This is a genomic window from Streptomyces sp. NPDC048483 (assembly GCF_040651455.1).
Lineage (GTDB): Bacteria > Actinomycetota > Actinomycetes > Streptomycetales > Streptomycetaceae > Streptomyces.
Genome location: NZ_JBEZJZ010000019.1, coordinates 46,246 through 68,352, shown reverse-complemented (window position 1 = coordinate 68,352; position 22,107 = coordinate 46,246). Strand labels below are relative to the sequence as shown.

At 70.5% G+C, this 22,107-nt stretch carries 22 protein-coding genes and 2 pseudogenes; 6 read left to right on the top strand and 18 right to left on the bottom strand.

Going from position 1 to position 22,107, the window contains the following annotated elements; genetic code table 11:
- Positions 1–108 precede the first annotated feature (108 nt).
- Positions 109–567 (top strand): MarR family transcriptional regulator, encoded by a 459-nt coding sequence (locus tag AB0D04_RS13085; RefSeq protein ID WP_362702409.1) that lies wholly within the window; start codon positions 109–111, stop codon positions 565–567.
- A gap of 40 nt (positions 568–607) precedes the next feature.
- On the opposite strand, the gene AB0D04_RS13080 is transcribed toward AB0D04_RS13085, so the two are convergent.
- The 6 genes from AB0D04_RS13080 to AB0D04_RS13055 all read right to left on the bottom strand — a co-directional run bounded on the left by AB0D04_RS13080 (position 608) and on the right by AB0D04_RS13055 (position 5,547).
- Positions 608–1,063 carry a hypothetical protein gene (locus AB0D04_RS13080; RefSeq protein WP_362702407.1) on the bottom strand — a complete coding sequence of 152 codons (456 nt, stop codon included), beginning with the start codon at positions 1,061–1,063 and terminating at the stop codon, positions 608–610.
- A 936-nt stretch (positions 1,064–1,999) separates the two neighbouring features.
- On the bottom strand, positions 2,000–3,205 hold the full coding sequence (locus tag AB0D04_RS13075; RefSeq protein ID WP_362702405.1) for an LLM class flavin-dependent oxidoreductase: 1,206 nt from the start codon (positions 3,203–3,205) through the stop codon (positions 2,000–2,002).
- A 1-nt stretch (position 3,206) separates the two neighbouring features.
- A complete protein-coding gene (locus AB0D04_RS13070) occupies positions 3,207–3,956 on the bottom strand; it encodes an ABC transporter substrate-binding protein (protein WP_362702481.1) in 750 nt (249 codons plus the stop codon).
- Positions 3,856–4,572: an ATP-binding cassette domain-containing protein gene (locus AB0D04_RS13065; RefSeq protein ID WP_362702404.1), complete on the bottom strand. Its 717-nt coding sequence runs from the start codon at positions 4,570–4,572 to the stop codon at positions 3,856–3,858. The genes AB0D04_RS13070 and AB0D04_RS13065 overlap by 101 nt, the downstream gene beginning before the upstream one ends.
- Positions 4,530–5,273 (bottom strand): ATP-binding cassette domain-containing protein, encoded by a 744-nt coding sequence (locus AB0D04_RS13060; RefSeq protein ID WP_362702402.1) that lies wholly within the window; start codon positions 5,271–5,273, stop codon positions 4,530–4,532. Before AB0D04_RS13060 ends, AB0D04_RS13065 begins: the two co-directional genes overlap by 43 nt.
- Positions 5,274–5,463: 190 nt before the next feature.
- Positions 5,464–5,547, bottom strand: a complete 84-nt coding sequence (locus AB0D04_RS13055; protein ID WP_362702479.1) for a putative leader peptide — start codon at positions 5,545–5,547, stop codon at positions 5,464–5,466.
- 133 nt (positions 5,548–5,680) lie between these two features.
- On the opposite strand from AB0D04_RS13055, the gene AB0D04_RS13050 reads away from it, so the two are divergent.
- Positions 5,681–6,103 carry a YjbQ family protein gene (locus AB0D04_RS13050; RefSeq protein WP_362702401.1) on the top strand — a complete coding sequence of 141 codons (423 nt, stop codon included), beginning with the start codon at positions 5,681–5,683 and terminating at the stop codon, positions 6,101–6,103.
- Positions 6,104–6,438: 335 nt separating this feature from the next.
- On the opposite strand, the gene AB0D04_RS13045 is transcribed toward AB0D04_RS13050, so the two are convergent.
- Positions 6,439–7,548 carry an NAD(P)-dependent oxidoreductase gene (locus tag AB0D04_RS13045; RefSeq protein ID WP_362702399.1) on the bottom strand — a complete coding sequence of 370 codons (1,110 nt, stop codon included), beginning with the start codon at positions 7,546–7,548 and terminating at the stop codon, positions 6,439–6,441.
- Between the two features lie 93 nt (positions 7,549–7,641).
- Here AB0D04_RS13045 and AB0D04_RS13040 point away from each other — a divergent pair.
- A pseudogene (locus tag AB0D04_RS13040) lies at positions 7,642–8,207 on the top strand (transposase); the annotation flags it as partial.
- Here AB0D04_RS13040 and AB0D04_RS13035 read toward each other — a convergent pair.
- Positions 8,208–8,564: a transcriptional regulator gene (locus tag AB0D04_RS13035; protein WP_362702397.1), complete on the bottom strand. Its 357-nt coding sequence runs from the start codon at positions 8,562–8,564 to the stop codon at positions 8,208–8,210.
- A gap of 162 nt (positions 8,565–8,726) precedes the next feature.
- On the opposite strand from AB0D04_RS13035, the gene AB0D04_RS13030 reads away from it, so the two are divergent.
- On the top strand, positions 8,727–9,995 hold the full coding sequence (locus tag AB0D04_RS13030) for an MFS transporter (RefSeq protein ID WP_362702395.1): 1,269 nt from the start codon (positions 8,727–8,729) through the stop codon (positions 9,993–9,995).
- Between the two features lie 809 nt (positions 9,996–10,804).
- On the opposite strand, the pseudogene AB0D04_RS13025 reads toward AB0D04_RS13030, so the two are convergent.
- Together AB0D04_RS13025 and AB0D04_RS13020 are read right to left on the bottom strand one after the other, a co-directional pair.
- Positions 10,805–11,126 (bottom strand): annotated as a pseudogene (locus tag AB0D04_RS13025) (SAM-dependent methyltransferase); the annotation flags it as partial.
- 83 nt (positions 11,127–11,209) lie between these two features.
- Complete coding sequence (locus AB0D04_RS13020; RefSeq protein ID WP_362702393.1) at positions 11,210–11,656, bottom strand: MarR family transcriptional regulator; 447 nt, start codon at positions 11,654–11,656, stop codon at positions 11,210–11,212.
- A 110-nt stretch (positions 11,657–11,766) separates the two neighbouring features.
- Between AB0D04_RS13020 and AB0D04_RS13015 the strand changes: the two genes are divergently transcribed.
- Complete coding sequence (locus tag AB0D04_RS13015) at positions 11,767–12,180, top strand: DUF1398 family protein (protein WP_362702391.1); 414 nt, start codon at positions 11,767–11,769, stop codon at positions 12,178–12,180.
- Positions 12,181–12,283: 103 nt separating this feature from the next.
- On the opposite strand, the gene AB0D04_RS13010 is transcribed toward AB0D04_RS13015, so the two are convergent.
- From AB0D04_RS13010 to AB0D04_RS12980, 7 genes are all read right to left on the bottom strand, one after another.
- Positions 12,284–12,679: a hypothetical protein gene (locus tag AB0D04_RS13010; RefSeq protein WP_362702390.1), complete on the bottom strand. Its 396-nt coding sequence runs from the start codon at positions 12,677–12,679 to the stop codon at positions 12,284–12,286.
- Positions 12,680–12,954: 275 nt separating this feature from the next.
- Positions 12,955–13,674 (bottom strand): WYL domain-containing protein, encoded by a 720-nt coding sequence (locus AB0D04_RS13005; protein ID WP_362702388.1) that lies wholly within the window; start codon positions 13,672–13,674, stop codon positions 12,955–12,957.
- Between the two features lie 15 nt (positions 13,675–13,689).
- A complete protein-coding gene (locus tag AB0D04_RS13000) occupies positions 13,690–14,637 on the bottom strand; it encodes an alpha/beta hydrolase (protein WP_362702387.1) in 948 nt (315 codons plus the stop codon).
- A 104-nt stretch (positions 14,638–14,741) separates the two neighbouring features.
- Positions 14,742–16,010, bottom strand: a complete 1,269-nt coding sequence (locus tag AB0D04_RS12995) for a VWA-like domain-containing protein (protein WP_362702385.1) — start codon at positions 16,008–16,010, stop codon at positions 14,742–14,744.
- On the bottom strand, positions 16,007–17,272 hold the full coding sequence (locus tag AB0D04_RS12990; RefSeq protein WP_362702384.1) for a MoxR family ATPase: 1,266 nt from the start codon (positions 17,270–17,272) through the stop codon (positions 16,007–16,009). Before AB0D04_RS12990 ends, AB0D04_RS12995 begins: the two co-directional genes overlap by 4 nt.
- A 65-nt stretch (positions 17,273–17,337) precedes the next feature.
- Positions 17,338–18,741, bottom strand: a complete 1,404-nt coding sequence (locus tag AB0D04_RS12985; RefSeq protein WP_362702383.1) for a hypothetical protein — start codon at positions 18,739–18,741, stop codon at positions 17,338–17,340.
- Positions 18,742–19,085: 344 nt separating this feature from the next.
- Positions 19,086–19,349: a hypothetical protein gene (locus AB0D04_RS12980; protein ID WP_362702381.1), complete on the bottom strand. Its 264-nt coding sequence runs from the start codon at positions 19,347–19,349 to the stop codon at positions 19,086–19,088.
- A 364-nt stretch (positions 19,350–19,713) separates the two neighbouring features.
- Here AB0D04_RS12980 and AB0D04_RS12975 point away from each other — a divergent pair, with 364 nt between their 5' ends.
- Positions 19,714–21,099 carry an FAD-dependent monooxygenase gene (locus AB0D04_RS12975; RefSeq protein WP_362702380.1) on the top strand — a complete coding sequence of 462 codons (1,386 nt, stop codon included), beginning with the start codon at positions 19,714–19,716 and terminating at the stop codon, positions 21,097–21,099.
- Positions 21,100–21,145: 46 nt separating this feature from the next.
- Here the strand turns inward: AB0D04_RS12975 and AB0D04_RS12970 are convergent, their stop codons facing one another.
- The gene (locus tag AB0D04_RS12970) at positions 21,146–21,724 is read right to left on the bottom strand and encodes a TetR/AcrR family transcriptional regulator (protein WP_362702378.1); all 579 of its coding nucleotides are present in this window, start codon (positions 21,722–21,724) and stop codon (positions 21,146–21,148) included.
- Between the last annotated feature and the right edge of the window lie 383 nt (positions 21,725–22,107).

Sequence of the window (22,107 nt, the reverse complement as noted above, 5' to 3'; positions counted from 1 at the left end):
ATAGGGTGAGGCGATGCCGAAGCACCTCATGTTGAGGTACCTCGGCATCTCAATAGAGAGGTACCAGTTAATGAGGTACCTCTGCAATATCGCGTGAGACTGAGAGAGATGCGTGTGACAGATTCGGCCACGCCCCCGCCGTCGTCCGAGGTCGCCGAGCGGTTCTTCACCGTCACCAAACTGCTCCGCAAGCGCGCGAACGAGGGCCTGCGCGCACAGGGCCTGACCATGGCCCGCGGCAAAATGCTGGCGGCGCTCCATCACGCCGGACCCGTCCGTATCAGCGCCATCGCCGCCAAGCTGGGCATCGCGGCCCGGAGCGCGACCGAGGCGGTGGACGCCCTGGAGCGCGACGGTCTGGTCAGCCGCGGGCCCGACCCGAGCGACCGCCGGGCGGTGCTGGTCACCCTCACCGACCACGGCACCGCGGTCATCCGCGAGGCCGAAGGCCCCCGCCGCGCCGTGGTGGATGGCCTGTTCTCGGCCCTGGACGCCGAGGACCGGGCCGAACTGCTCCGGCTCCTCGACATCCTGGGGCGCGCGGCGGAGGCGCCCGAGACGTCCTAGCCGACGTCCCGCCGTGCCCTGCGGGCGCGCAGACCTGGGCTCACCCGGTGGGTTCCGACTCTTCCAGGCGCTCGCGGACCGCGTCGGCACCGACCGGCGCGTCCTCCACGGGCCATCGCGCGACCAGCCGTACGAGCAGGTCACGGTGGTCGTCCAGGCGATGTTCCTCGGTGAGGGCGAGGGCGGCGCTCACCTGCATGTCGAGTGCGTCGCAGCCGGTGGCGCGGACCAGCTCCGCGGTCGCCGCGTCGCCGGGGGCCCAGTGCAGTGCGGACAGCGAGAGGGTGCGGTCCACCATGGAACGGTGTCCGTCGCGGGCGACCGCGCCGAGCGCCTCCACCAGACGCGGATCCGCCGCCTCCGCGTCCTCGAGCACCGAAGCTGCCGTATGAAGGGCCCTGGCCCCCACCGTTGCGTTCGCGGGGCGCTCCACCACGGCGGCGAGCGCGGCCGCGTCCTCCGGCCCCGGCCGTTCCGCGACCTCGAGCGTGTGCAATGCGCCCAGGTGGCCGGCGTCGGCGCCGCATTCCGGGCTGAGTTCGGCCCGACGACGGCGGCTGCCGCAGGACCTCCCGGGCGCGGGCGAGGACCTCCGCCTCCTCCACCGCACGGGCTTCCTCGTCGTCCAGCCACGTGATGCCCTGTTCGCTGTGCCAGTGGTCCAGCGCGACCCCCACGGCCACCGGATGCCCACTGCGCAGCAGCGTCCGCAGGGCACGGTGGGCGGTCTCCACGGAGACGGCGACAGCGCGTCCGCCCGGTCGCGGACATCGAGGCTCTCGTCGAACGCCAGGGCCCCGAGCACCGCGACCAGGCGAGGGCTCGGCCCCGCACCGTCCTCCAGCGCCCGGCCGGCCGCGGTGCAGCCGGTCGCGGACGTCGACGGCACCCTCCAGGGCATCCGCGATCAGATCCACGTCCGACCCCTCGGCGAGGTTCATCATCGCGTTCAGCGCACTGGCGTGATGCGCGCCCACGAACCTGCTGTCACCCACCGGGGTCGGCGGCTGACGCAGCAACTCCCGTGCTGCGGCCAGCACTTCGTCCTCGAAGCCCTCAACCGCGCTCTGCCCGCCGAAGCGGGTCAGCGCACCGGAATACTGGAAGTGGTCGAGCGCAATACCCGTGGCGGCGGGGTGCCCGCTGCGCAACAGGGTGCGGAACGCGCCCAGATACGCTTCCGCACCGGTCGGGTCTGCCAACTCGGCGTGTGCCCTGGGCGAGTTCCGGGTCACGTAGCTCGCAGCCACGCCAGTGAAAGCTAGAAAAATCGGCGACCATCAGGCGCCCGACTGCCGGTGAATGGTGTGAACTCCTGTCGTCCCGTCAGCCGATGGACTCAAGCCGGCACTCCGTCCGTACCGGAGTCCGTACACCCTTACAGGAGTTCACCCCACCACCACAGAGTTTTCCCGCAATCGCGCGGCCGACGTCAGCGTCCCCCCGCCACCAGCAGCGGCGCCCCGCCCGGCGCCGACGCGGGCCGACCGTTCGCCGCCGGTACACCCGCCAGCGGTGACGGCCCCGCATCCAGCAGCCCGCGCGCGGCAAGCTCCGGCCGTACGCCCTCCCCGAACCAGTACGCCTCCTCCAGATGCGGATAGCCGGACAGCACGAAGTGCTCGACGCCCAGGGCGTGGTACTCCTCGATCCGGTTGGCGACCTCGGCATGGCTGCCGACCAGCGCGGTACCCGCGCCACCCCGCACCAGCCCCACCCCCGCCCACAGATTGGGCGAGATCTCCAGCTTGTCCCGGGAGCCGCCGTGCAGCGCCAGCATCCGCTGCTGTCCCACCGACTCGCTCTTGCCCAAAGCCTGTTGGGCGGCGGCGACCGTGTCCGCATCGAGATCGTCGAGCAGCCGCCCGGCGGTCGCCCACGCCTCCTTCGACGAGTCCCGCGAAATCGTGTGCAGCCGGATCCCGAACCGGACCGTACGGCCCTCCTTCTCCGCCAGCCCCCGAATCCAGTCGACCTTCTGCTTGACCTGCTCCGGCGGCTCGCCCCAGGTCAGATACACATCCGCGTTCCGGGCCGCGACCGGCCCCGCGGCCGCCGACGAGCCGCCGAAGAAGATCTGCGGCAGCGGGTCCGGCGGCAGCGCCGTCAGCCCACCCTCGACCTGGTAGTGCTCACCCTGGAAGTCGAACGGCTGCCCGCCCCAGACACCCCGTACGACCTGCAGAAACTCATCGGTACGGGCATAGCGCCGGTCATGGTCGAGATGATCCCCGAACCGCTTCTGCTCGGTCGAGTCACCACCGGTGACCACATTGAGCAGCAGCCGCCCGCGCGAGATCCGCTGATACGTCGCCGCCATCTGTGCCGCCAGCACAGGCGAGATCACCCCGGGCCGGAACGCCACCAGAAACTTCAGCCGCTCCGTCACCTGGGTGAGCGCCACGGTCGTCAGCCAGGCGTCCTCGCACCACGTCCCCGTGGGCGTGAGGACGGCCTCGAACCCCAACTGCTCAGCAGCCTTGGCGATTTGGGCCAGATACTCGATGTCCGGGGCCCGTACCCCGCTCACCGGGGTGATGCGGTCGCGCCGGATACCGCCGTCGGTGTAGGCGTGCCGGTCGACGAGGGTCCGCCCGTCGCCGCCGGTCGGCAGAAACCAGTGCAGGTGTACGGACATCTCAGGAGGCCTTTCCGTAGGTGCGCGGCGCCGTGCCCGAAGGTGGCAGGTCACCGTTGAAGCGGGGGTCGACGAACGTGCCGGACTTCTTCTTGTCGTCCAGCGCGGCAGGTGCGGCGACCTGGAAGCTCAGGCCGATGACGACACCCTGACCGGTCGTCAGCACCCGGGCGTCGGCCTGGTCGAGGGCCTGCGCCGTGAACGGATCCCAGATCTCCCAGGCATCCACCTTGCCCCGGCTGAACGCGGCCAGCGCATCGGCCGGCTGGAGGTGGGTGAGCTTCACGTCCTTCGGCGGCAGTCCCGCCTTCTTGAGCGAGGCGACCAGCTGGTAGTTCGCAGAGCTGCCCTGCGCCACCGCGATCGACCTGCCCTTCAGATCGGCCGGCTTCCTGAGCGGGGGGCCCTTCTTCACCAGGATCGCCTCACCGTCGGACCTGCTGTGGTCCGCGGCGATCACCTTGATCTTGGAGTTCGCCGCTGCGGCGAAAACGGGCGGCGTGTTGCCGACCGCGCCGACATCGACGGCCCCGGCGTTGACCGCCTCCAGCAGCGGCGACCCCGAGGTGAAGGTCGACCACTTGATCTTGTACGGGAGGTCGTCCAGCTCGCCGGCGGTACGCAGCAGCGCCTCCGCACCACCCTTCTGGTCACCGACGTTGAGCGTCAGCGAGCCCTTGCCGTCGGTGCGCCTGCCGGTCCCGCCCGAAGCGCCGCCGGCCTGCGCGGAACCACCGCATCCGGCCGTCACCAGGGCGAGCGGGAGCAGGAGGTCGGGGGCGAGGTGCCGTGGTCTCATGGGGTGATGTCCGTTCTGTGCTCAGGGGGACGGGCGCGGTGTCCGTACGGGGTGGGGGTGCGGTACCCGTACGGGGTGGGGGCGCGCTGTCCGTACGGGACGGGGCCTCGGCACCCGGGGCCGCCGTAACCGGGGCCTCGGCGCCGTCACGGGCCCCGGCCTCCTCGCCACCGCCCTCCACGGCCACCGCCGCCCCCTCGACACCCAACCGGTCGAGAAGCCGGGAGCGCAGCGCGGCGAACCCCGGATCGGAGATATCGCGCGGCCGGGGCGGCGCCACCTCGGTCTCGTACGCGATCCGGCCGTCCTCCATGACTAGCGCGCGGTCGGCGAGCAGCAGATCGGGCTCCCGTACCAGGGCGCGGGACAGCGACGCCCGCTGTGCCTCCCCTCCGGAGAGCGTCCTTGGCCAGGCATCCGCCCGATGGCCGAGCCCGACCTCCTCCAACGCCCTTACGGCAGCGTCGCGTTCGGGCCGGCCCGGCAGCCCCAGCAGCACATTCCGCCAGACCCGCTTCCACGGCATCAGCCGCGGCGCCTGGAACGCCACCGCCTTCCGGCGCGGCACCAGCACCTCACCCTCGATCTCCCGGTCGAGCCCGGCAGCACCCGCAGCAGCGTCGACTTCCCGCAGCCGCTGCGCCCGAGCAGCGCCACGAACTCCCCTGCCCGGGTGGTCAGTTGAAGGTCGTCGAGCACGGCCCGGCCGTCGAAGGCCCGCACCAGCCCGCCGACCTCCACGGCGGCGCCGGGGCGGGCCTCGCCGATCCCCAGCCAGATGATGAACAGCGGAATCACGCCCACCCAGGGGATGGAACGCAGCATCTGCACGGTCGCGTCGACCAGATCCTCACCCAGCCGCGAAAGCCCCGACGCAAGCGCCGGCGCAATCCCCGCCACGCCACCCAACAGCAGTCCCACGGCGACCCGTTGGACGGATACCAGCATCGCCGAAGGCGGCGTCCCGTCCGCGACCAGATCACCGGCGGTGGCCGCTATGGTGCCGGGCGAGGCCAGAATGTCCGCCTGCAGCACACCGCTCGCACTGAGCACCTGCCACACCACCAGTAGCCCCAGGGGGCCCGCCGCGCGGCGCAGCCGGCGCGGCGCCGACCGCCGACGCCCGGAAACGGGAAGGACGCGCACCAGCTCGGGCGAGGCGCCCGCGCCGGGCGCGGCAGCGTCGGGCGTGAACGTGTGTGCGGTGTGTACGGTATTCGCTGATGTATCGGGCGGGGCTTGACCGGGCACGGCCTGGTCGAGCGTCATGAAAACTCCACGGCGGGGGAGCGGGACGCGTGGCGCAGGAGGCAGGGTGTCTGCCGGCGCACAGGCGACACGCAACGAACGGAAGCCGGCAACAGCCGGCGAAGAGAGCGACCGGGGGACAGCCCCCAGGCATCAGAACAACTGACGCACCATCAGCGAGAGCCTTTCGGCGTCAGGGTCAGGGTCAGCTTCAGCGCCCGCGGCGACACGCGGCAGACGCCACCCGCAGCAGGTCGATATGACCGCGCGTGGTGAGCAGGGCTGACGTAGACATGTCGCCGAACGTAGCGGTGCGCTCCGAGAGGGGTCAAACCTCGTCTCGGCTGGTGGACCTTTGTTGCACCGGCATGACGACGGGCGGGCGCAGCGCCATGGGCCCGGCGGGGCACTCGTACGAAGATGGAGCCATGAGCACCGCATTCACCACCCGCACCCTCCATCTCACGACCGGCTCGACGGAGACCGTCGCCGACCTCACCGCCGACTGTGCCGCCTTCCTCCGCGACGTGGCCGACGGCCGTGACGGCCTGCTGAACGTCTTCGTCCCGCACGCCACGGCAGGTATCGCCATCCTGGAAACCGGCGCCGGCAGCGACGACGACCTCCTGGCCGCCCTCCGCGACCTCCTCCCGCCCGACAACCGCTGGCACCACCGCCACGGCACCCCCGGCCACGGCCGCGACCACGTACTCCCCGCACTGGTCCCGCCCCACGCGACCCTTCCGGTGGTCGGGGGGCGGATGGAGCTGGGAACGTGGCAGTCGGTGTGCCTGGTCGATACGAATGTCGATAACCCGAACCGCCAGGTGCGGTTGAGTTTCCTGGGCTGAAAAGGATTGTCCCGGAGCGGCCGAAGTCAGCAGAACGGTCAATGCTCGAGGTAACGCAAGCTGCCCGAGATGGCGTCGCCATCGGTCCGGCGGAGAGTGCGAGGGGGAGGCGGCATTTCAGCGGTTGCAGCTACCGCTTCGTGCCAGCGCCCAAATTCTTCGTCCAGGCGCCGCCGCGCGCGCCCGCGGGCGGCGGTCGCGCCGGCTATCCAAGCTGCCCGCGGCCAGGGAGCACCACTGCGGCAGGAATCCGCTCACTCGCACTCGTTGCCGACAGGGCGTCAATTTCCTCCGTCAAGATCTGCACCACAGTTTGTCCGTCCTCTTCCGGGAAGTCATTTGTGATGTGGCTGACGACTCTTCGGGAGAGCGGAATTCTGGAGTTCCCGAGCAAATTCACTCTCCATCCCGTTTCGGCGCATCAAGGAATGTCCCGCAAATGAGGTTCGAGTCGATGCGGGTCCGGTGGGTTCCGATCCGGCGGCTATGGCGTTGTTGAGCGGGTCCTGGCCTGTTGGCTTAGGCCGGGCCCAGGGAAAGGGGCATGCCGGGGAACTGAGGCGGCGCCGGACCCGCGCCCGGCGGGACTGTCGTCGGATCACTCGTGCGCTCGGCCCGTCAGCGGCATCGCGCAGTAGTTGCCGGACTCCGCGAACAGGGCGGTATCCGAAGGTGTTCGCGGCGGCGGCCGAGTCGTACACCCGGTCCAGGCGATCGGGCACTGGCCACCCCCGGTCGCGGAATGCCTCGAAGACGTCCGGAGCCCGACCGGCGAGGACCGCGCCTGCATCGCGGTGAAGGGCAAGGCAGTCGTCTCGGTGAAACGGGTGCGGCCCGGAGATGTTGAACGTGCCGGCCGCGGCGGCGTGCGTCACGGCCAGGACCCCCGCCGTCGCGACGTCGGCCACGTCGACCGCCCGGTGCAGCAGATGGCGGGCCAGCACGGGCAGTGGCTCCGGCAAGCATCGCGCTGTGCGCAGCGTGACCGAGGAAACGCTGCAGGCGGCGACCAGATCCTCGGCGGCCAGTTTGGTCTCGTCATAGATGTCCCGGGGAAGCGGCGTGAGCTGCTCGTCCACCCAGACCGCGCGGTCGGTGGGCACCAGGGCGTGTCTGTAGACGCTCGTACTGCTGATGTAGAGAACACGCCGGACGTCGAGGCGGGCGGCGTTGTCGAGGAGTTCCGCCGTCATGCCGACGTTCACGGCGCGGAACTCTTCATCGGCCAGGCGCCCGACGTGCGGGGCGTGCAGCGCAGCGGCATGGACCAGGACATCAGCCGACTGTAATGCGGCCCGCCGCACGTGCCGATCTCGCAGGTCCGCGATGACGCTCGTCCGACAGCCGGGCGCCCGGTCCACGCCGCGGACCACCCAGCCGGCCGCGTCGAAAGCCGCCGCCGGGGCCGATCCGACCAGGCCCGAACTTCCCGTCACCACAACCACCCCAGCAGGGGCTCTTTTCCTCCGTTCCGCGCGCGTCCTGATTTGTCATCCCCGCGCGGAACCGACCGGAGGAAGCGGTGAAACGATCTTGTCGTGGCTGGAACGATCACGGCGTCGGAGTCGTCCTGGACAGCCCCGTTCACCGGGCTGAGCCCGCACTGCTTGGGCAAGTTGGCGACCGCGCTGCGCCGCGAAGGCGCAGACGAAGTGCGGCGGGGTCGGCCGTGGGGGCCGCCACTGGCGGACCGGATACCGCTGTTTGCAGCGTACTGGCGCACGAACTTGCCGTGCTGATGGTGGACGGAACCCTGGTACGCCCGCACGCGATCACATGGTGGCCGAGCAGTCGAAGAACTCCCGCTACTCCACGAATCACCAGGTCATCATCGACGCCGACACCGGGCTCGTCGTGGCGGTCGGCCGGCCCCGTGCCCGGCAATCGAAATGACTGCAAGGCATGGGCGTTGTCCGGCGCGAAAGACGCCGTCGGGACCGCCACGGTGATCGCCGACGGCGGCTACCGGGGAACAGGTCTGGTCATCCCGCACCGTCGCGAGCGGGACCAGTGCGAGCTACCGGCCTGGAAGGAAGAGCACCACACCTCTCATCGCCAGGTCCGAGCCCGCGTCGAGCACGCCTTCGCCCGGACGAAGACCTGGCTAGGCCCCTTCCCGTTCAAGGGATTTCAGCAGGCCCTCCAAGAGGCCGGGAAACCGTGCGTCGAGGTCGGCGCGGCGCAGCTGCACATAGCGGTTGCGTCCCACGACCCGCGTGCTGGTGATTCCGGCCTCGCGCATGATCCGCATGTGGTGCGACACCGTCGACTTGTGAAGGTGCCCGAGCCCCAGCCGGTCCGACGAGCAGTCGTACTGCTCCCCGCTCGCGTAGATCCACAGCAGATGCAGCCGCGTCGGATCCCCGAGCGCGTGCAGCACCTTCACCAGCTGGATGTCCCCGGGCGCCGGCTGCTCCAGCAGCGTGCCCTCACCGTCACCCGCACCGACGTCGTTCACCACCGCGGCACAGCCTCCTTCCGCACTCATCCGGCCTCGCCCGGCCCTACCCGGTCAACTCTATTTCCCAAATCTGTTTGACATCAATCCAACAGTCTCTATTGTTTGACACACGTCAAACTTACTCGCTCACCTGCCCTGTCACCTGTACCGGGAAGGACGCCCGTGCGTCTCCGTCTGCTTCTGCTCGCCCTCGGCACCTTCGCCGTCGGCACCGATTCCATGGTGACGGCCGGCATCCTCGGCCTCGTCGCCCATGACCTGGACGTCTCCGTTCCGGCGGCCGGCCAGATGGTCACCGTCTTCGCGCTGTCCTACGCCGTGCTCGCCCCGGTCCTCGCGACCGCCACCGCCCGGTGGCCGCGCCGCCGGGTACTGCTGACCGCGCTCACCGTCTTCACCTTCGCCAACGCGCTGAGTGCCGTAGCGCCCAACTACCCGGCCCTGCTGGCCACTCGGGTCCTCGCCGCGGCCGGCGCCGCGCTCTACACCCCGACCGCGAACGCCGTCGCCACCACCCTCGTGCCGCCGGAGCGCCGCGGCCGCGCGCTGGCCACCGTCCTCGGCGGCATGACCGTGGCCACCGCGCTCGGCGTCCCGCTGGGCACCTACCTCGGCCGCACGGACTGGCGGCTGACCATGTGGCTGGTGGTCGCCCTGGGTGCCGCAGCGTTCCTCGGCCTCACCCTCCTGCTGCGCGACCTCCCGGCACCGGCCGCTGCCCCCGATCTGCACACCCGCCTGGCCCCGTTGCGCAACCGCCGCGTCCTGGGGGCCGCGATCACCACCCTGGTGTTCTTCCTGGCCATCAACGTGGTCTACATCTACCTCGGTGCGGTGGTACGCCCCGCCACCGGAGGTGACACGGGCCGGCTCAGCCTGATCATGCTGGTCTCCGGCATCGCCTCGGTCGTCGGCAACTGGCTGGGCGGCCGGGCCGTCGACCGGCTGGGCGTACGCACCGTCCTGCTCACGGGCGGCAGCGCGGCCGCGGCAGCCTTCCTCGTCCTGCCCTGGATCTCCGCGACGATGACCGGCGCACTGCTCTACGCCGCCGTTTCCCCCCTCGCCGGCTGGGCCGTCGCGGTCGCCCTGCCGCACCGCCTGGCCTCCATCGATCCACCCAGCGCGCCGCTGCTGATCTCCCTCAACAGCAGCGCCCTGTACCTGGGCATGGCCGCCGCGGGCGGCGCCGGCAGCCTCGCCCTCACCGTTCTCGGCGACCGCTGGCTCCCGCTCGCCTCGGCGGCACTGACCCTGGTCGCGCTGACACTGTCGGCCGTCACGACGCGACGGCGGGCCGGCGACAGGGCCGGCGACAGGGCCGACGGTCCAGGGGGAGCGACGCTGAAGGCCACCTCCTCCGGGAGCGCCACGGCCGCGGCGAGCACGGCCACCGTGGCTGCATCGACGACTCACGACAGCAGTTGTTGACGGCTGCGGGAGGCACCGGCTGCGCCGGGATGTCGTTGTCGATGAGTTCGGGAGGCGGTCGCGCCGACCGCGGTTCTGCCGGCGACGGCGCGGTCGTGACCACGCTCCTGCCCCTGTAACCAGCGCTTTTGCCGGTGCCTACGACCGGCGGCAGTCGGCCGGGCGCCGGCCAGTGTCTCCTGCCTGTCCCGTGCTGCTGTCCGCTGCCTGCCGGGGCCGGCAGCTGTGGCGCCTCCGGAACTCGGAACTCATCGGGAAACGCTGCTCTTCGACGTGGACAGAGCCACACGATTTTGATCAAGACTTCACGCCATCCCTATGGGCGGTTCGGGTGGGGATCTCGCACCTGTGCGGCGAGATTTCCCGCAACCAGGCGGCGAAGCGCTGGCCGTACGCCTCGCGTGCCGCGTCCGTGATGGCGCCGTGGTCCTCCGGCAGGCCAAGGCCGAAGGTCCGCTCCAGCCGGGCGACGTACTCGGCGTGCCCCTTGGAAAGCTCCTCCCGGTCGCCCTCGTCACCGCAGAGGACAACAGGGAGGGTTGGCGAGGTCCGTACGGTCGCCGCACCGCCACAGCACGTAGAAGGACCCGGATCCGGTGGCCTGAGCAAAGGGGATGAGCCTGTCCGGACGAGCCTGCTCGCGCGGGCTGAACGGGCCTGCAGATCAAGCCGGGCCGCCATGAGTTCAGGGTCCGGCCCCCCCCGGTACTGCCAGAGCTCGAAGCCCTCCGAGAAGGGACGAGCCATCAGCAGCCCCACCCATGGCGCTGCTGACATCCGCACGGCGGGCGGGCCGGGCCGGCGGGGCCTCATGGGTGGCGGCCCCACGCGGAGATCATCGGGGAGGTGGCGAGGTCGAGGCGGCCCGAAGTGACGTTCGCGAGATGCCGATCGATCTCCTCGCCGGTCGCGAGGCCTGCCGCGACCAGTCTGGCGTGCACCTGTCTGATCGTCGCCGCCTCCAAGACGTCGCAGGCCGCAGACGTGGGCCTGCTCGGGCCCGTACTCGTCCAGGCAGATCAGTGGCAGCGATGCCGGATCGGCGTCTCCTGCCCACAGCCACCCGCCCGGCCGCGGCGCGCCGATCATCGTGCGCAGGGCGCGTTCCCTGTCGGCCACATGCACCGCGACCCGGACTTCCTCGGCCGCAAGCTGTTCGAGGGAGGGGCGGACCAGGAGCCCGGGATGCTGTACGCAAACCGGGACGTCGGCCGCTAAGTCGCCGGTGCGCCCTCGTCGTATCGCCGCACCTGTTCGATGACGCGTTGCAGCAGAGCCCGGGCGGCGGCGAGCTCGGCCGGGGTGAGGTCGGCGGCCATGGCGCGGTGCATCTCGGTGGCCCGGTCCGTGATCTTGTTCAGGATGCGGTGTCCGGAGGCCGTGAGCTCCAGAAGTGGTGAGCTGCGGTGATCGGGGTTGGTCCGGAACGCCGCCAGCTCCTCCCCGACGAGGTCGTTGGCGATGCGCTGCACTCCTTGGCGGGCGACTCCCAGCCGGCGGGCCGCCTGGGCCACGGTCAGCGGACCGCCGGAAACGGCGCTGAGCAGCTGCCATCGAGCCTGCGTCTGCCCCTCGGTCGCCGCCAGCGCCTCCCCCGACCTGCGGAGCGCTCCGGCCGCCTCGAAGACATCGGCCACCAGCAAGGCCATCTCGTCAGCCACGAACACCCTCCTTCCTGATTGACAACATGTTGTCGATGTGTGAGTGTGTTGTCATCATACGGTGCCGAGGGGGGATCAGGCACCTCCTCCTCCCCAGCCCGGAGAACGTCATGACCACTGCGATCACCAACCTGCAGGCCGCCCTCGAGCGCGCGGCCGCCATTCGCCCCACGGTCGGCGGATTCCCCTACCTCGCCGAGACGCTCCGCCAGGCCGGGATCACCCGGTGCAGGATGGCTGTGCCGTCCAACGCGATGCTCTACCTCTCCGACGCCGGGCCCGTCGCCGTCCAGGGCGAACCCCTGGTCACCGGCACGGTCGACATACCGCCCTTCGACCGGGAAGCGCTCATCGGGGCACTCCGGGCCGATCAGGGCGGCCTGACCACGTTCCCGGAATTCGTTCAGGGCTGCTGGAAGGCGGGCGTTGTCCGGTACGACGTCGATCTGATGGCGCGTATGTGCACGTACTACGGCGCCGACGGCGACAACTACGTCGAGACCTACCCTGCGGTCGAGCTCTGACGAGCCCCTGACCAGCACACCCTCCTAGTGCCGCAGCCGCCGACAGGCCGAAGAATCCGTCGCGACCGGCTCCGGCTGCCGGCGAGCGACGCCTGGACGACGGTCAGGCGAGCGCCCAGTGGTGGAGTTGCCCGCCCTCCCGGGTGAGCCAGGTGCCGTCGCCGAGCGGGGTCACCTCCTCGCTGACCGATCCCGGGTATCGCAGCCGGCCGAGGGGTTGGAGTATCGCCGCCTCGAACAGCCAATGCCGGACCTCCGGTGGGTGACCCTGCTGGTGCACCTTGACCGTGACCAGCACATGCTCCGCATCGAGGACGTGGGCATCGTCGAAATCGTCGCGGTCAGGGTCGACGGCGAGCTCCTCGAGGTCGTACAAGGCGATCTGCTCGCCCGTCATCGCATCATGCAGGGCGAGTTCGTCGCGGTCGTCCTGGCAGGCCATGCTCTCGGCCCGCCGCATCGTCACCACCTGAGCCGACGCCGGCAGCGACCCGCTCACCTCCCGCATCCCCGTTCCCCCGCGTATGCCCAAATCGTCGGCGCGCGGATCGATCCACCAGGTCGACCAGCTGTACCAGGCGGTCCAGCACGACAGAACGAGCGTGGGGGCAATCGTCGACCCCGTCTCCCCTTCAACGGCCTGCACTCGGTTCGTTGCGGTACCGGAGAGCGTCAGGGTTTTCACGCCTGGGGCCGCTCAGGACGCTGAGCGGCTCGGTCGTCCCCAGCGCCGTGACCGGATGGGTTCGCCGGGCCGGTGGCGCCTTCGGATGGTCAGGGCGGCGGTGTGAGTGAGGCCAGCGCGGTGGGCTGTACCGCACCGGCGGCGGCCGAGTTGAGCAGCAGTTCCTTCAGGTCATGGGGCTGTGCCTGCTCACCGGTGGGAACCGCTTCTGCGATCCGGTCCAGCCGGAATCCCCGGCCGGCCCGGCGGGTGCGGCACCAGGCGATGAGATACCACCGGCCGTTGGCGGTGAGCAGTCCGGCCGGTTCCACCACGCGGTCGCTTTCGCGTCCCGCCGCGTCGAGGTAGGACAGCCGCAGCACCAGGTTTCGGGTGAGGGCCTGTTCCACCGCGGCGCGGACCGCGGAGTCGTTCCGCGCCGGCAGCGCAACGATCCGTGCGGCGAGTTCCTGGGACGCCGTCGAGGCGGGACCGGTCATCGAGGCCGCGAGCTTCTGGGCTGCCGTGCGAGCCGCAGCCGCGTAGGGAGCGGAGGCGTCGGCCGCGGCGAGCGCGACGGCCAACGCCGAGGCCTCGTCAGTGGTGAAGCGGATGGGGGGCAGCGTCATCTGCGGGTCGATCGACCAGCCCCCGCCCCGACCGGATGTGGTCCGTACCGGGATTCCGGTCTCCATCAGCGCCTGAAGGTCGCGCTGCACCGTGCGGGTGCTCACCTCGAATCGCGCGGCGAGCGCCGCGACCGTGAGCGGCCGCGGCGCTGCCGCGCGCAACTCTTCCACCAGCGCATAGAGCCGGGCCGTGCGGTTCATGATGCCGACGCTACGTCACGCCGCGGACAGGAATTCCCGCTCGCGTCGCAGTTCCCGCTCGGTGATGGTCAGCGGGAACAGCGTGAAGCCGTGCATCGCACCGGCGACGACGCCGAGCTGCACAGGTGCACCTGCCGCCTGCCACCGTGCGGCCAGAAACAGTGAGTCGTCCAGCAGCGGATCCTCGGTGCCGACGACGATCCGGGCGGGCGGCAAGCCGACCAGGTCGGCGAACAGCGGCGAGACCTCGGGATCGCGGCGCCGCTCCGCGCCCATTCCTGGGGTGAACAACTCGTAGGTGCCTCGCAGCGAGTCGGTATTGCTCAACAGCCGCTTGGATCCGAAGGATCGCTGACTGGGCGTCATCGACAGGTCGTACGGGCCATACAGCAGATGGGCCGCCCCGAATGCGCCGGTGATGCCGTGCCGGTCGCGAAGGCGCAGCAGCGTGACGACACTCAGGTGGGCGCCGGCCGATTCGCCACCGATCAGCAGCCGTTCGGTACCGAACTCCGCTGTGGCGTGGTCCACCAGCCACCGGGCGGCCGCTTCACAGTCGTCGGGTCCGGCGGGGAACGGGTGTTCCGGCGCGAGGCGGTATTCCACGCTCAGCACGGCCAGCCGTGTGTGCTCGGCCAGCCGCCACAGCCTCTCATCCTGCCCGCCCGCGGAGCCGAACGCCCAGCCACCTCCGTGTAGGTGCAGGTACACGCCGTCGACGCGGTCCGGCACGAACGCCCGCACTTTCACCCCGCCCGCAATGACGCGGTCCTGGCCCTGTGGAAGTGTCACCGGTGGGGTATCGCCACCAAGGCGGTGACGACGCAATGTTGCGAGCGTGGCCGCATCCGGCTTCCCGTCGCGAGCCGGGCGGCGCGCGGCAGTGGCCTCGAATTGGGCGTTGAATGCCAAGGTCTCGGCGAGGCAGTCCTCATCTGTGATCGTCATGCCGTCCACCGTCACAGCTGCCCGCGACAACGTCGTGTCACCGTTTCCTGGTGAGCTGCGTCACCTGTCCGTCGCGCTGCCCGGCGCACCAGACCTCAACCCGCTCGACGGCCTCTGGCTCACCGAGCAGCCGGAGCCGAGCAGATGTCCACCACCTGTGCCCACGCCGGCGGCGAGTTCGGGACGTAGTCGGGATCGTCTTCGTCCCACGACCGGGCCGACTGATGCCGGGGGAACAGACCCACCACCGTCCGGCAGGGGGGTCGCGTGTCCGGCCAGGGTGTCTGCCCGTCGGTCAGGATCACGATGACATCCGGTCGGGGCCGCGTTCGGAGCGCTCGGGTGAAGCCCGTTCGCAGGTCCGTACCCCCACCGCCGACCAGCGGTATTCCCTCGGCACGGCACAGCGGGTGCACGACCGGGGCGGCCGCGTCGCAGGGGAGCACGGTGACCTGGTCCCGACGGCCGCCCACGGCACGGGAGATCGCGGCGACCTCGAGGAGCGCGCTGCCCAGTTCGGCGTCACTGACCGACCCGGATGTGTCGATGACCACGGCGACCCGAGGCGGCCTGCGCCGGAGGCTCGGCAGCACAGCGCCGGGCACCCCGGCCGAGCGCCGCGACGGCCGGCCATAGGTGTAGTCCTCGCCGACGCCGGAGCCGGAGGCTGCCGAGCGGACCGCCGCTCCCAGCAACTCCCGCCACGGCTGCGGGGGGTGGAACGCCTCCTCCGCCCACCGCTGCCACCCCTTCGGGGCGTTCCCCGGGCGGGCGGTGATGCCCTGCGCCACGTGGAACCGCACCGCGTCCTGTTCCTGCTTGCTGAGGGCGTGTGTGCCGTCCGGGCCCAGGTCCCACTCGCGTTCCAGTCCGTCGGCGCCGCTGCCGCAGTCCAGCCAGGTCACGCTCTGCGTATACGGCCCGAGCCGGAACTGGCGCAGATAGTCCTCCATGAGCTCGCCCTCGGGCAGCCCCAAGGACGCGGGCTCGACGGCGCCTTCGGGCCGGGCCAACCCGTCACCGAACACATCGTCGTTGATCTCGCAGTCCGCGGCGATGTTCATCCGCAGGCGTTCCCCGGGGCCGGTCAGCCCGCGCTCCCGCGCGACCCGGTCACCGCGGCCGTGGTGGTCGCGCAGCAGGTGCGAGACCTCGTGCACCCATACCCCGGCCAGTTCCTCCACCGGCGTATGGTCCACGAACCTCGGCGAGACATAGCACCGCCAGTACCGGTCGACGGCCATCGTCGGTACCCGCCCCGACTCCACGGTGTGCAGGGCGAACAGTGCTGTCGCCAAGTAGGGCCGGACCCGCGCGGCGTGGAGTCGGGCGGCGAAGAGCTTGTCGAGGTCCAGTGCTCCCAGTGCTCCCGATGTGCCCGGCATCATCGTCCGGCCTTCGAGGCGACCGCCGCGGTCCGGGTTGCCGCGTGGTCTGCCCGCTGGGACAGGGACACCACTCCGGCGAGTCGCTCGATCGATGCCGGAACGTCCCAGTCCGCGCGGCGCAGTGAGGCGAGGGTGGTCGCGGGGACGACCATCAGGTCAGGGGCTCCGGTCTCCACCGCCCGGACCAGGAGGGTCCACGCCGCGTCCCAGCGGGACTTCTCCGGGCGCTTGCGGACCGCGTCCACCACAGCGTCCAGCACGGCCTGGCGCAGATCCCCCCGCTCGGGCAGGGCGGTACCCGCCGGGTCGGCGAGCAGCACCTCGGGGTCCGGGAGGTCCATACGGTCCAGGCTCGCCAGCAGCTCCAGCCCTGGACCGTCCCCCACTGTGCCCCTGACCAGCAGGGAAAGCACGTCACGGGAGGAGCCGGCCGCGGTCGCGAAGGCGATCAGACACAGTGTCATCTCCCAGCTGCGAGGTGACGGCCAGGGGCCGCCCCGGCGGGTTTCGTTGCTGGGCAGCCGGTGTACGAGCGCGGGGCGGGCGGAGAGGAGCCCGCACACCGCGCGGCGGGCGAAACCCACGGCCTCCGACAACCTGTCCGGGGCGAGCCGCGGCAGTGTGGCCCGCGGCCACGTTCCACCGAGGCCGCGTACCACGACGTCGTGGTCGTGGGCCCACTGAAGGTGAACGAACCGGTTGGCCAGAGGCGGGCTCAGCTCCCAGCCGTCGGCCGCCGAGGATCGCGGATTGGCGGCAGCCACGATCCGGACCCCCGGCGGCAACTGCAGGGCGCCGATCCGCCGTTCGAGCACGAGGCGGAGCAGAGCGGCCTGAACGGCCGGTGGCGCGGTGGAGAGTTCGTCCAGGAACAGGAGCCCCCGGCCGGCCCGTACCAGGCGCACGGCCCAGTCCGGCGGGGCCATCGGGACGCCCTGTTCTGCGGGATCGTCTCCGATGATGGGCAGGCCCGAGAAGTCGGACGGCTCGTGCACACTGGCGATCACCGTGGTCAGCGGAAGGTCCAGGGACTCGGCGAGCTGTGTCAGCGCCGCGGTCTTGCCGATCCCCGGCTCACCCCACAAAAGCACCGGCAGGTCGGCGGACACGGCCAGCGTCAGGGCCTCCAGTTGGGTGTCGGGGCGCGGTTCGGTGGCGACGTCGCGCAACAGGGTCAACAGCTCGTCGGCGACGTCCAGTTGGGGAGCGTGGATCGGGTCGGAGGGGATGCGGGGCGTGGCGAACGGGGGGTGTGTGGGCATGTGTGATCACCTTTGGTTTTCGTGGTGTGGCGAGTGGGTGTGCAGGAGAGGACGGAGTCCCCGGATCAGCGAGCGATCGAGTGGCGGGGGCGCGAACGGTGGTCGCGGGGACGGCGCTGCCCTGGGCGGATGCGGCCGGGTCCGGGGCCGACCAGGCCGGCCCGGAACAGCCCGTAGGTGATCCGCCGCTGCGCGGCCGCCTCCAGTGCGTCCAGCAGTGCGCCGCTGCGCAGCACGGCGTCGGGGCCCAGCAGGCCCTCGACGACGGCCAGCGCACCGGCGGTGTCGCCATGGTCCAGGCGCTCGCGGACGCCGGCGAGGCAGTCCGGACGACGGTGTGCGTCATCGATGGCCTGCAGGCAGGGCAGCGGAGTGCCGGACAGCGCGGCCAGCAGTTCCTCCCGCCGGATCTCGGCCGGGTCGTGGTCCAGCGGGGCCAGTACCCCGTTGACCAGGCCGATCCGGTGCTCGGCTCCCCGGCACTGAACGAGGCGTGGCTGTCCCGCCCGGTCCGGAATCCGGGACGAGCCGATCGGCGAACAATCCGGTACCAGCGCAGAAGCGACCAGCGGGTGCAGCCGATCGACCTCGATCACACCGGTGCGGATCAATTCCAGGTCGGGCAGCACCCAGGTCGCCGCGTCGGGCAGGACCGGCAGCGCGGGGGCGCCGCCGTCCTTGGACGCCGCCGCGATCCGCACTACGGGCGGTCCGGCACCGTCCCTGTCTGCGACCAGGTCCAGGATCAACCGATGCCGGGCCCCGAACCGCACGGCGAAGGCGCCGTGGCGCCGCCCCTCGGCGCGGAGCAGGATCCCCGCCTCGGCCGCCCACCGGTCAACGGCACAACGGCCTCCCTGCGGCACCATCCCCAGCAGTTTTGGGTGCCCTGCAGAACGCCCGTCGACGGACGGCCGATCGGCCCCGGACCGGAGGGGCAGCTCATCGGTCCTGCGCGCATCCCACAGGTGGCGGTGCAGGTCGAGGCGGAACCGCCGGTCGGGATGGGGATGCGGATGACGGCAGGCGCTCGCCTCGGAGTGGGATCCGTCCCACAGCGCGAGGCTGATCCGCTGACCGGCATCCGCCCAAGCCGGCGGAGTCCGGGCCACGAGGTGCACGGGGTGTGCGCCCTCACGTCCCGCGGTGTCGTACCGGGCCAAGGCGAGGGTCAGACCTGGGCGCAGCAGCCCGTCAGGAGCGATCCTCGGCAGGTGCCAGCGCAGCAGGTCAGGAGCCAGCTGGCGGAGATCGGCCCGGACCTGGGCCGCGAGTTCCCGGCCATGGGTACGCGCCACAGCACGCATATCGAGATCGACATCGATGTTTGCGGCGGCGCACGCCCCCGCCCAGTCACCGGCAGCACGACGGGCGGTCGCAGTCTCGATCATGGAGGGCGGCACGGCGAACTGACGCACGCGCAGCCAGAAGGAAAGGCGGGAATCCCCATTCGCGGTGTGAGTGAGCATCAGCACTCACCTTGCGCGGAGGGGACCCCCAATCTGTCAAGAGAAGGAGTAGTCATCGCGATGACCGTACCGCCCCTCGCCGCGACGTGCCAGGTTTTTCTTGGCAGGGAGCGCCACCCGGACCTGACGGCTGGTGGGCGGCGCAGCGGATGGCGTCGAGGGTCCTTCAGAGGAGGGCTCCTGCTCAGGGAACGGCAGGAAACGGGGCCGGCGCATCGGGCCCGGCCGGCGACGGCACCATGCTTGGCCCTCTTGACCCGCAGATGCAGGGCCGGTCCATCCGCACGCTGGAGATGCCGTACGTACCAGGAGACCCCGGCCCGCGGGAAGAAGACCATCCTCTGTCACCCTTCGGATCGCAGCGCCGCCGAGATGTGCTCTTCGGGCCGCATCAGGAACCAGGCCGACACGAACAGCGCTGTGGAGGCGGCAAGTACGGCATAGGCGGCGGTCAGCCCGAACAGCCCGGCGATCGATCCCGCGGCGAGCGCGAAGACCGCCTTGGCCAGTGGTGCCACCACATTGCGGACGATCGCGAACTGACCGACCGCGTGGTCCCGAGCGCCAGGGAACCGGCGCTGGCGGCGTACATGATGACGAACTGTCATGGCTCATGAGGGGTGGTGCGCGAGAGCCGTTCGATGGCCGTCTCAGTGTGCTGTACGGCCCGTACTACGGCGGCCGCTTCCCCTGACGGGTGCGACGACCTTGATCACGCCGCTGACGCCCTGCGGCTGGCAGGTGCCGTGCCTCCAGGGGCGTTGGACGCAGGCACGGGTTGAGGCATAGCCGGTGGTCGCGCACCCCTGTCGTGCCGCCGTGCGCCCCGCGGCCGACGGACGATGCGGCGTTCACGGGGGTACCTCACCAGAATTGCCCGGCCGCGTCAGCGGTGCGGCGCTGTCCCGGCCGCAGCGTCTGCTTCCTTGGTGAAGCAGCGGGCCGGCACGCTCGACGGAGAGGGATGCACCCATGAAGACCAGAGCTGTCCAGCACGGTGGCAAATGGGGGAAGGCGGTGGTCATCGGTGGAGGGTACGCAGGCCTCGTGACGGCCCGCGTACTGGCCGATCACTTCTCTGAAGTGGTCATCCTGGAACAGGACCCGATGGACGAACACACGGGTACCCGCCCGCACGTCCCGCAGGGGTACCACGCCCACGCCATGCTGGCCAAGGGCGCCGAGGTCCTGGAGAAATACTTTCCGGGGCTCCGTGCGGAACTGCAGGACATCGGAGCACCGGTTTTCGACTACGGAGAACACATCAGTTTCCTCCTGCCCGCCGGGTTCGCCCCGCGTCAGCGGACGGGCGTGGAGGTCCAGACGTTCACCCGGGACGAACTGGAGCGGCGCCTGCGCGGCAAGGTGCTCGCCCTGCCGGAAGTGACGCTCCTGCCGTCCACGCGATGCGATGGCCTGAGAATGGCCGGCCCCGGCACGGTGGACCGGGTGCAGTACCGGACGGAAGGTGCCGAGCAGCCCACGGAACTGGCAGCGGACCTGGTGGTCAACACCTCGGGGCGCGCCAGCGCTCTGGACAACTGGCTCACGGAGATGGGCCTGCCCGTGCCCGAGAAGCGCGTGGTGAAGGCGAAGATCACGTACACATCGATGAACTTCGACCGGTCGGAGAAGAGCACCCCGGACTTCAACGTCGCCTACCAAATGACGTTCGCGCCCCACACCCCCCGGGGCGGTGTTCTGCTGGCAGTGGAGCGAAGCCGCTGGACGTGCTCGCTGTTCGGATTCGAGGACCAGCTGCCGCCCACCGAGAACAGCGCCTACCTGGATTTTGCGAAGAGTCTGAACAACCCCCACCTGGCCGAGCAGATCGAAGGCCGCAGCGGCCAAGAGGCGACCTATCGCTACACCAACGTCAACAATCAGTGGCGGCTGTATCACAAGATGAAGGCTTGGCCGGACCGCCTCATTGCCATCGGCGACGCGGTCTGTGTGTTCAACCCCGTCTACGGGCAGGGCCTGACCGTTGCCGCGATGGAAGCCGATCTTCTCCATCGCACGCTGGGCAAACACCGGGCGCTCGGGACCGGCCTCGACGGTCTGAGCAGGGGATTTCAGCGGGCGGTGGCGCGCATTGTCCTGACTCCGTGGACCCTGTCGAGCAACTCGGATCTCATGTGGAACCCGGACCGCCGGCCTGTGATGGCGAGGATCGCCCACTGGTACAACAAGCACCTCTTCGAGGTGTCTGTTCGGGACGCACGGGTGTGGTCCCGATTCGCGCGGGTGGCCAACATGGTGGCCGCGCCCACCGTACTGTTCCATCCCGCCGTGGTCGCGAAAGTCATGAGCCAGGCCCTGACCAGCCGCTCCCGCCGCACCCGCCCCCGCATCTAGCCCCGCCCTTTTGGCGGCCCGGCCGGCAGGCCGGTGGCCGGGCCGCTCATGCCCTGGGAGCGCCGGCGCGCAGTCCGTCCATGACGAGGTCCAGGAGGCGTCCGGCGCGCGACTGCCAGTCGCCGTGGGGGTCGATCTGCCAGAGGCCGGCGATGGCGAGGAGGAAGTCGTCGGCGGTGACGCCGGGGCGGATGGTGCCGGCTTTCTCATTTGCCCTCAGGAGGAGGGTGATGGCCGAGGTCACCGGGCCGCGCCCCAGAGCAACCAGGGAGCCGTGCGCGCTGGTTGCCCTGCACATGGCGTCGGCCAGACCGGCTTTGGCCATGGCGTACTGGGCGAGGCGGTCCATCCACTCGCGCAGGGCCTGGTCGGGGGTGCGGGTCTCGAGCAGCTGGGCCGCGGTGTCGGAGACCTGCTGGACCTCGTGGCGGTAGACCTCCAGGACGAGTGCCTCGCGGCTGGGGAAGTTGCGGTAGAAGGTGCCCTGCCCGACGCCTGCCTTCTTTGCGATCGCGCTGAGCGGGGCGTCGGCCGAGTGCGTCAGCTCTGTCAGTGCCACTTCCAGGATGCGCTCGCGATTCCGTTGCGCGTCCGAGCGCAGTGGTGTCTCTTTCCTCTGCTGCACTCGTCCTCCTCCCGGGAATCACGGCCGGGGCCGATCGTGCCGGTCTTGCTAACCGGACAACTGTCCGGTAGGTTTCCTGTTTGCGGACAGCTGTCCGCTTAGGTCCACCATAGCGGCAGATTCGGCCGGTGTGGGCGGCCGGTACGCACCGCGACCGGCGTCTCGCCCACCGCGCCCGCCGCCGGAGCCCGAGCTGACGCCGCACCGCGCCATCACGTCCCGAACCGTCGCTGGCACCGTCTCCTGCGATGCAGTGGCACGACCGGCATCAGTACCAGCATCAGCATCAGCATCAGCACGTGCACCCGGTACCGCGTGACGGGGGACAGTACGACCTCCTGCTCGACCACGCAGGCATCAGGCCCGCGCCCCGACGCCCGCCG

Excerpts from the sequence above, each read along its gene's own strand:
- AB0D04_RS13085 (WP_362702409.1), top strand. The coding sequence starts at position 109 with ATGCGTGTGACAGATTCGGCCACGCCCCCGCCGTCGTCCGAGGTCGCC.
- AB0D04_RS13075 (WP_362702405.1), bottom strand. The coding sequence starts at position 3,205 with ATGTCCGTACACCTGCACTGGTTTCTGCCGACCGGCGGCGACGGGCGG.
- AB0D04_RS13060 (WP_362702402.1), bottom strand. The coding sequence starts at position 5,273 with ATGACGCTCGACCAGGCCGTGCCCGGTCAAGCCCCGCCCGATACATCA.
- AB0D04_RS13055 (WP_362702479.1), bottom strand. The coding sequence starts at position 5,547 with ATGTCTACGTCAGCCCTGCTCACCACGCGCGGTCATATCGACCTGCTG.
- AB0D04_RS13050 (WP_362702401.1), top strand. The coding sequence starts at position 5,681 with ATGAGCACCGCATTCACCACCCGCACCCTCCATCTCACGACCGGCTCG.
- AB0D04_RS13015 (WP_362702391.1), top strand. The coding sequence starts at position 11,767 with ATGACCACTGCGATCACCAACCTGCAGGCCGCCCTCGAGCGCGCGGCC.
- AB0D04_RS13005 (WP_362702388.1), bottom strand. The coding sequence starts at position 13,674 with ATGAACCGCACGGCCCGGCTCTATGCGCTGGTGGAAGAGTTGCGCGCG.
- AB0D04_RS12995 (WP_362702385.1), bottom strand. The coding sequence starts at position 16,010 with ATGATGCCGGGCACATCGGGAGCACTGGGAGCACTGGACCTCGACAAG.
- AB0D04_RS12990 (WP_362702384.1), bottom strand. The coding sequence starts at position 17,272 with ATGCCCACACACCCCCCGTTCGCCACGCCCCGCATCCCCTCCGACCCG.
- AB0D04_RS12985 (WP_362702383.1), bottom strand. The coding sequence starts at position 18,741 with ATGCTCACTCACACCGCGAATGGGGATTCCCGCCTTTCCTTCTGGCTG.
- AB0D04_RS12980 (WP_362702381.1), bottom strand. The coding sequence starts at position 19,349 with ATGACAGTTCGTCATCATGTACGCCGCCAGCGCCGGTTCCCTGGCGCT.
- AB0D04_RS12975 (WP_362702380.1), top strand. The coding sequence starts at position 19,714 with ATGAAGACCAGAGCTGTCCAGCACGGTGGCAAATGGGGGAAGGCGGTG.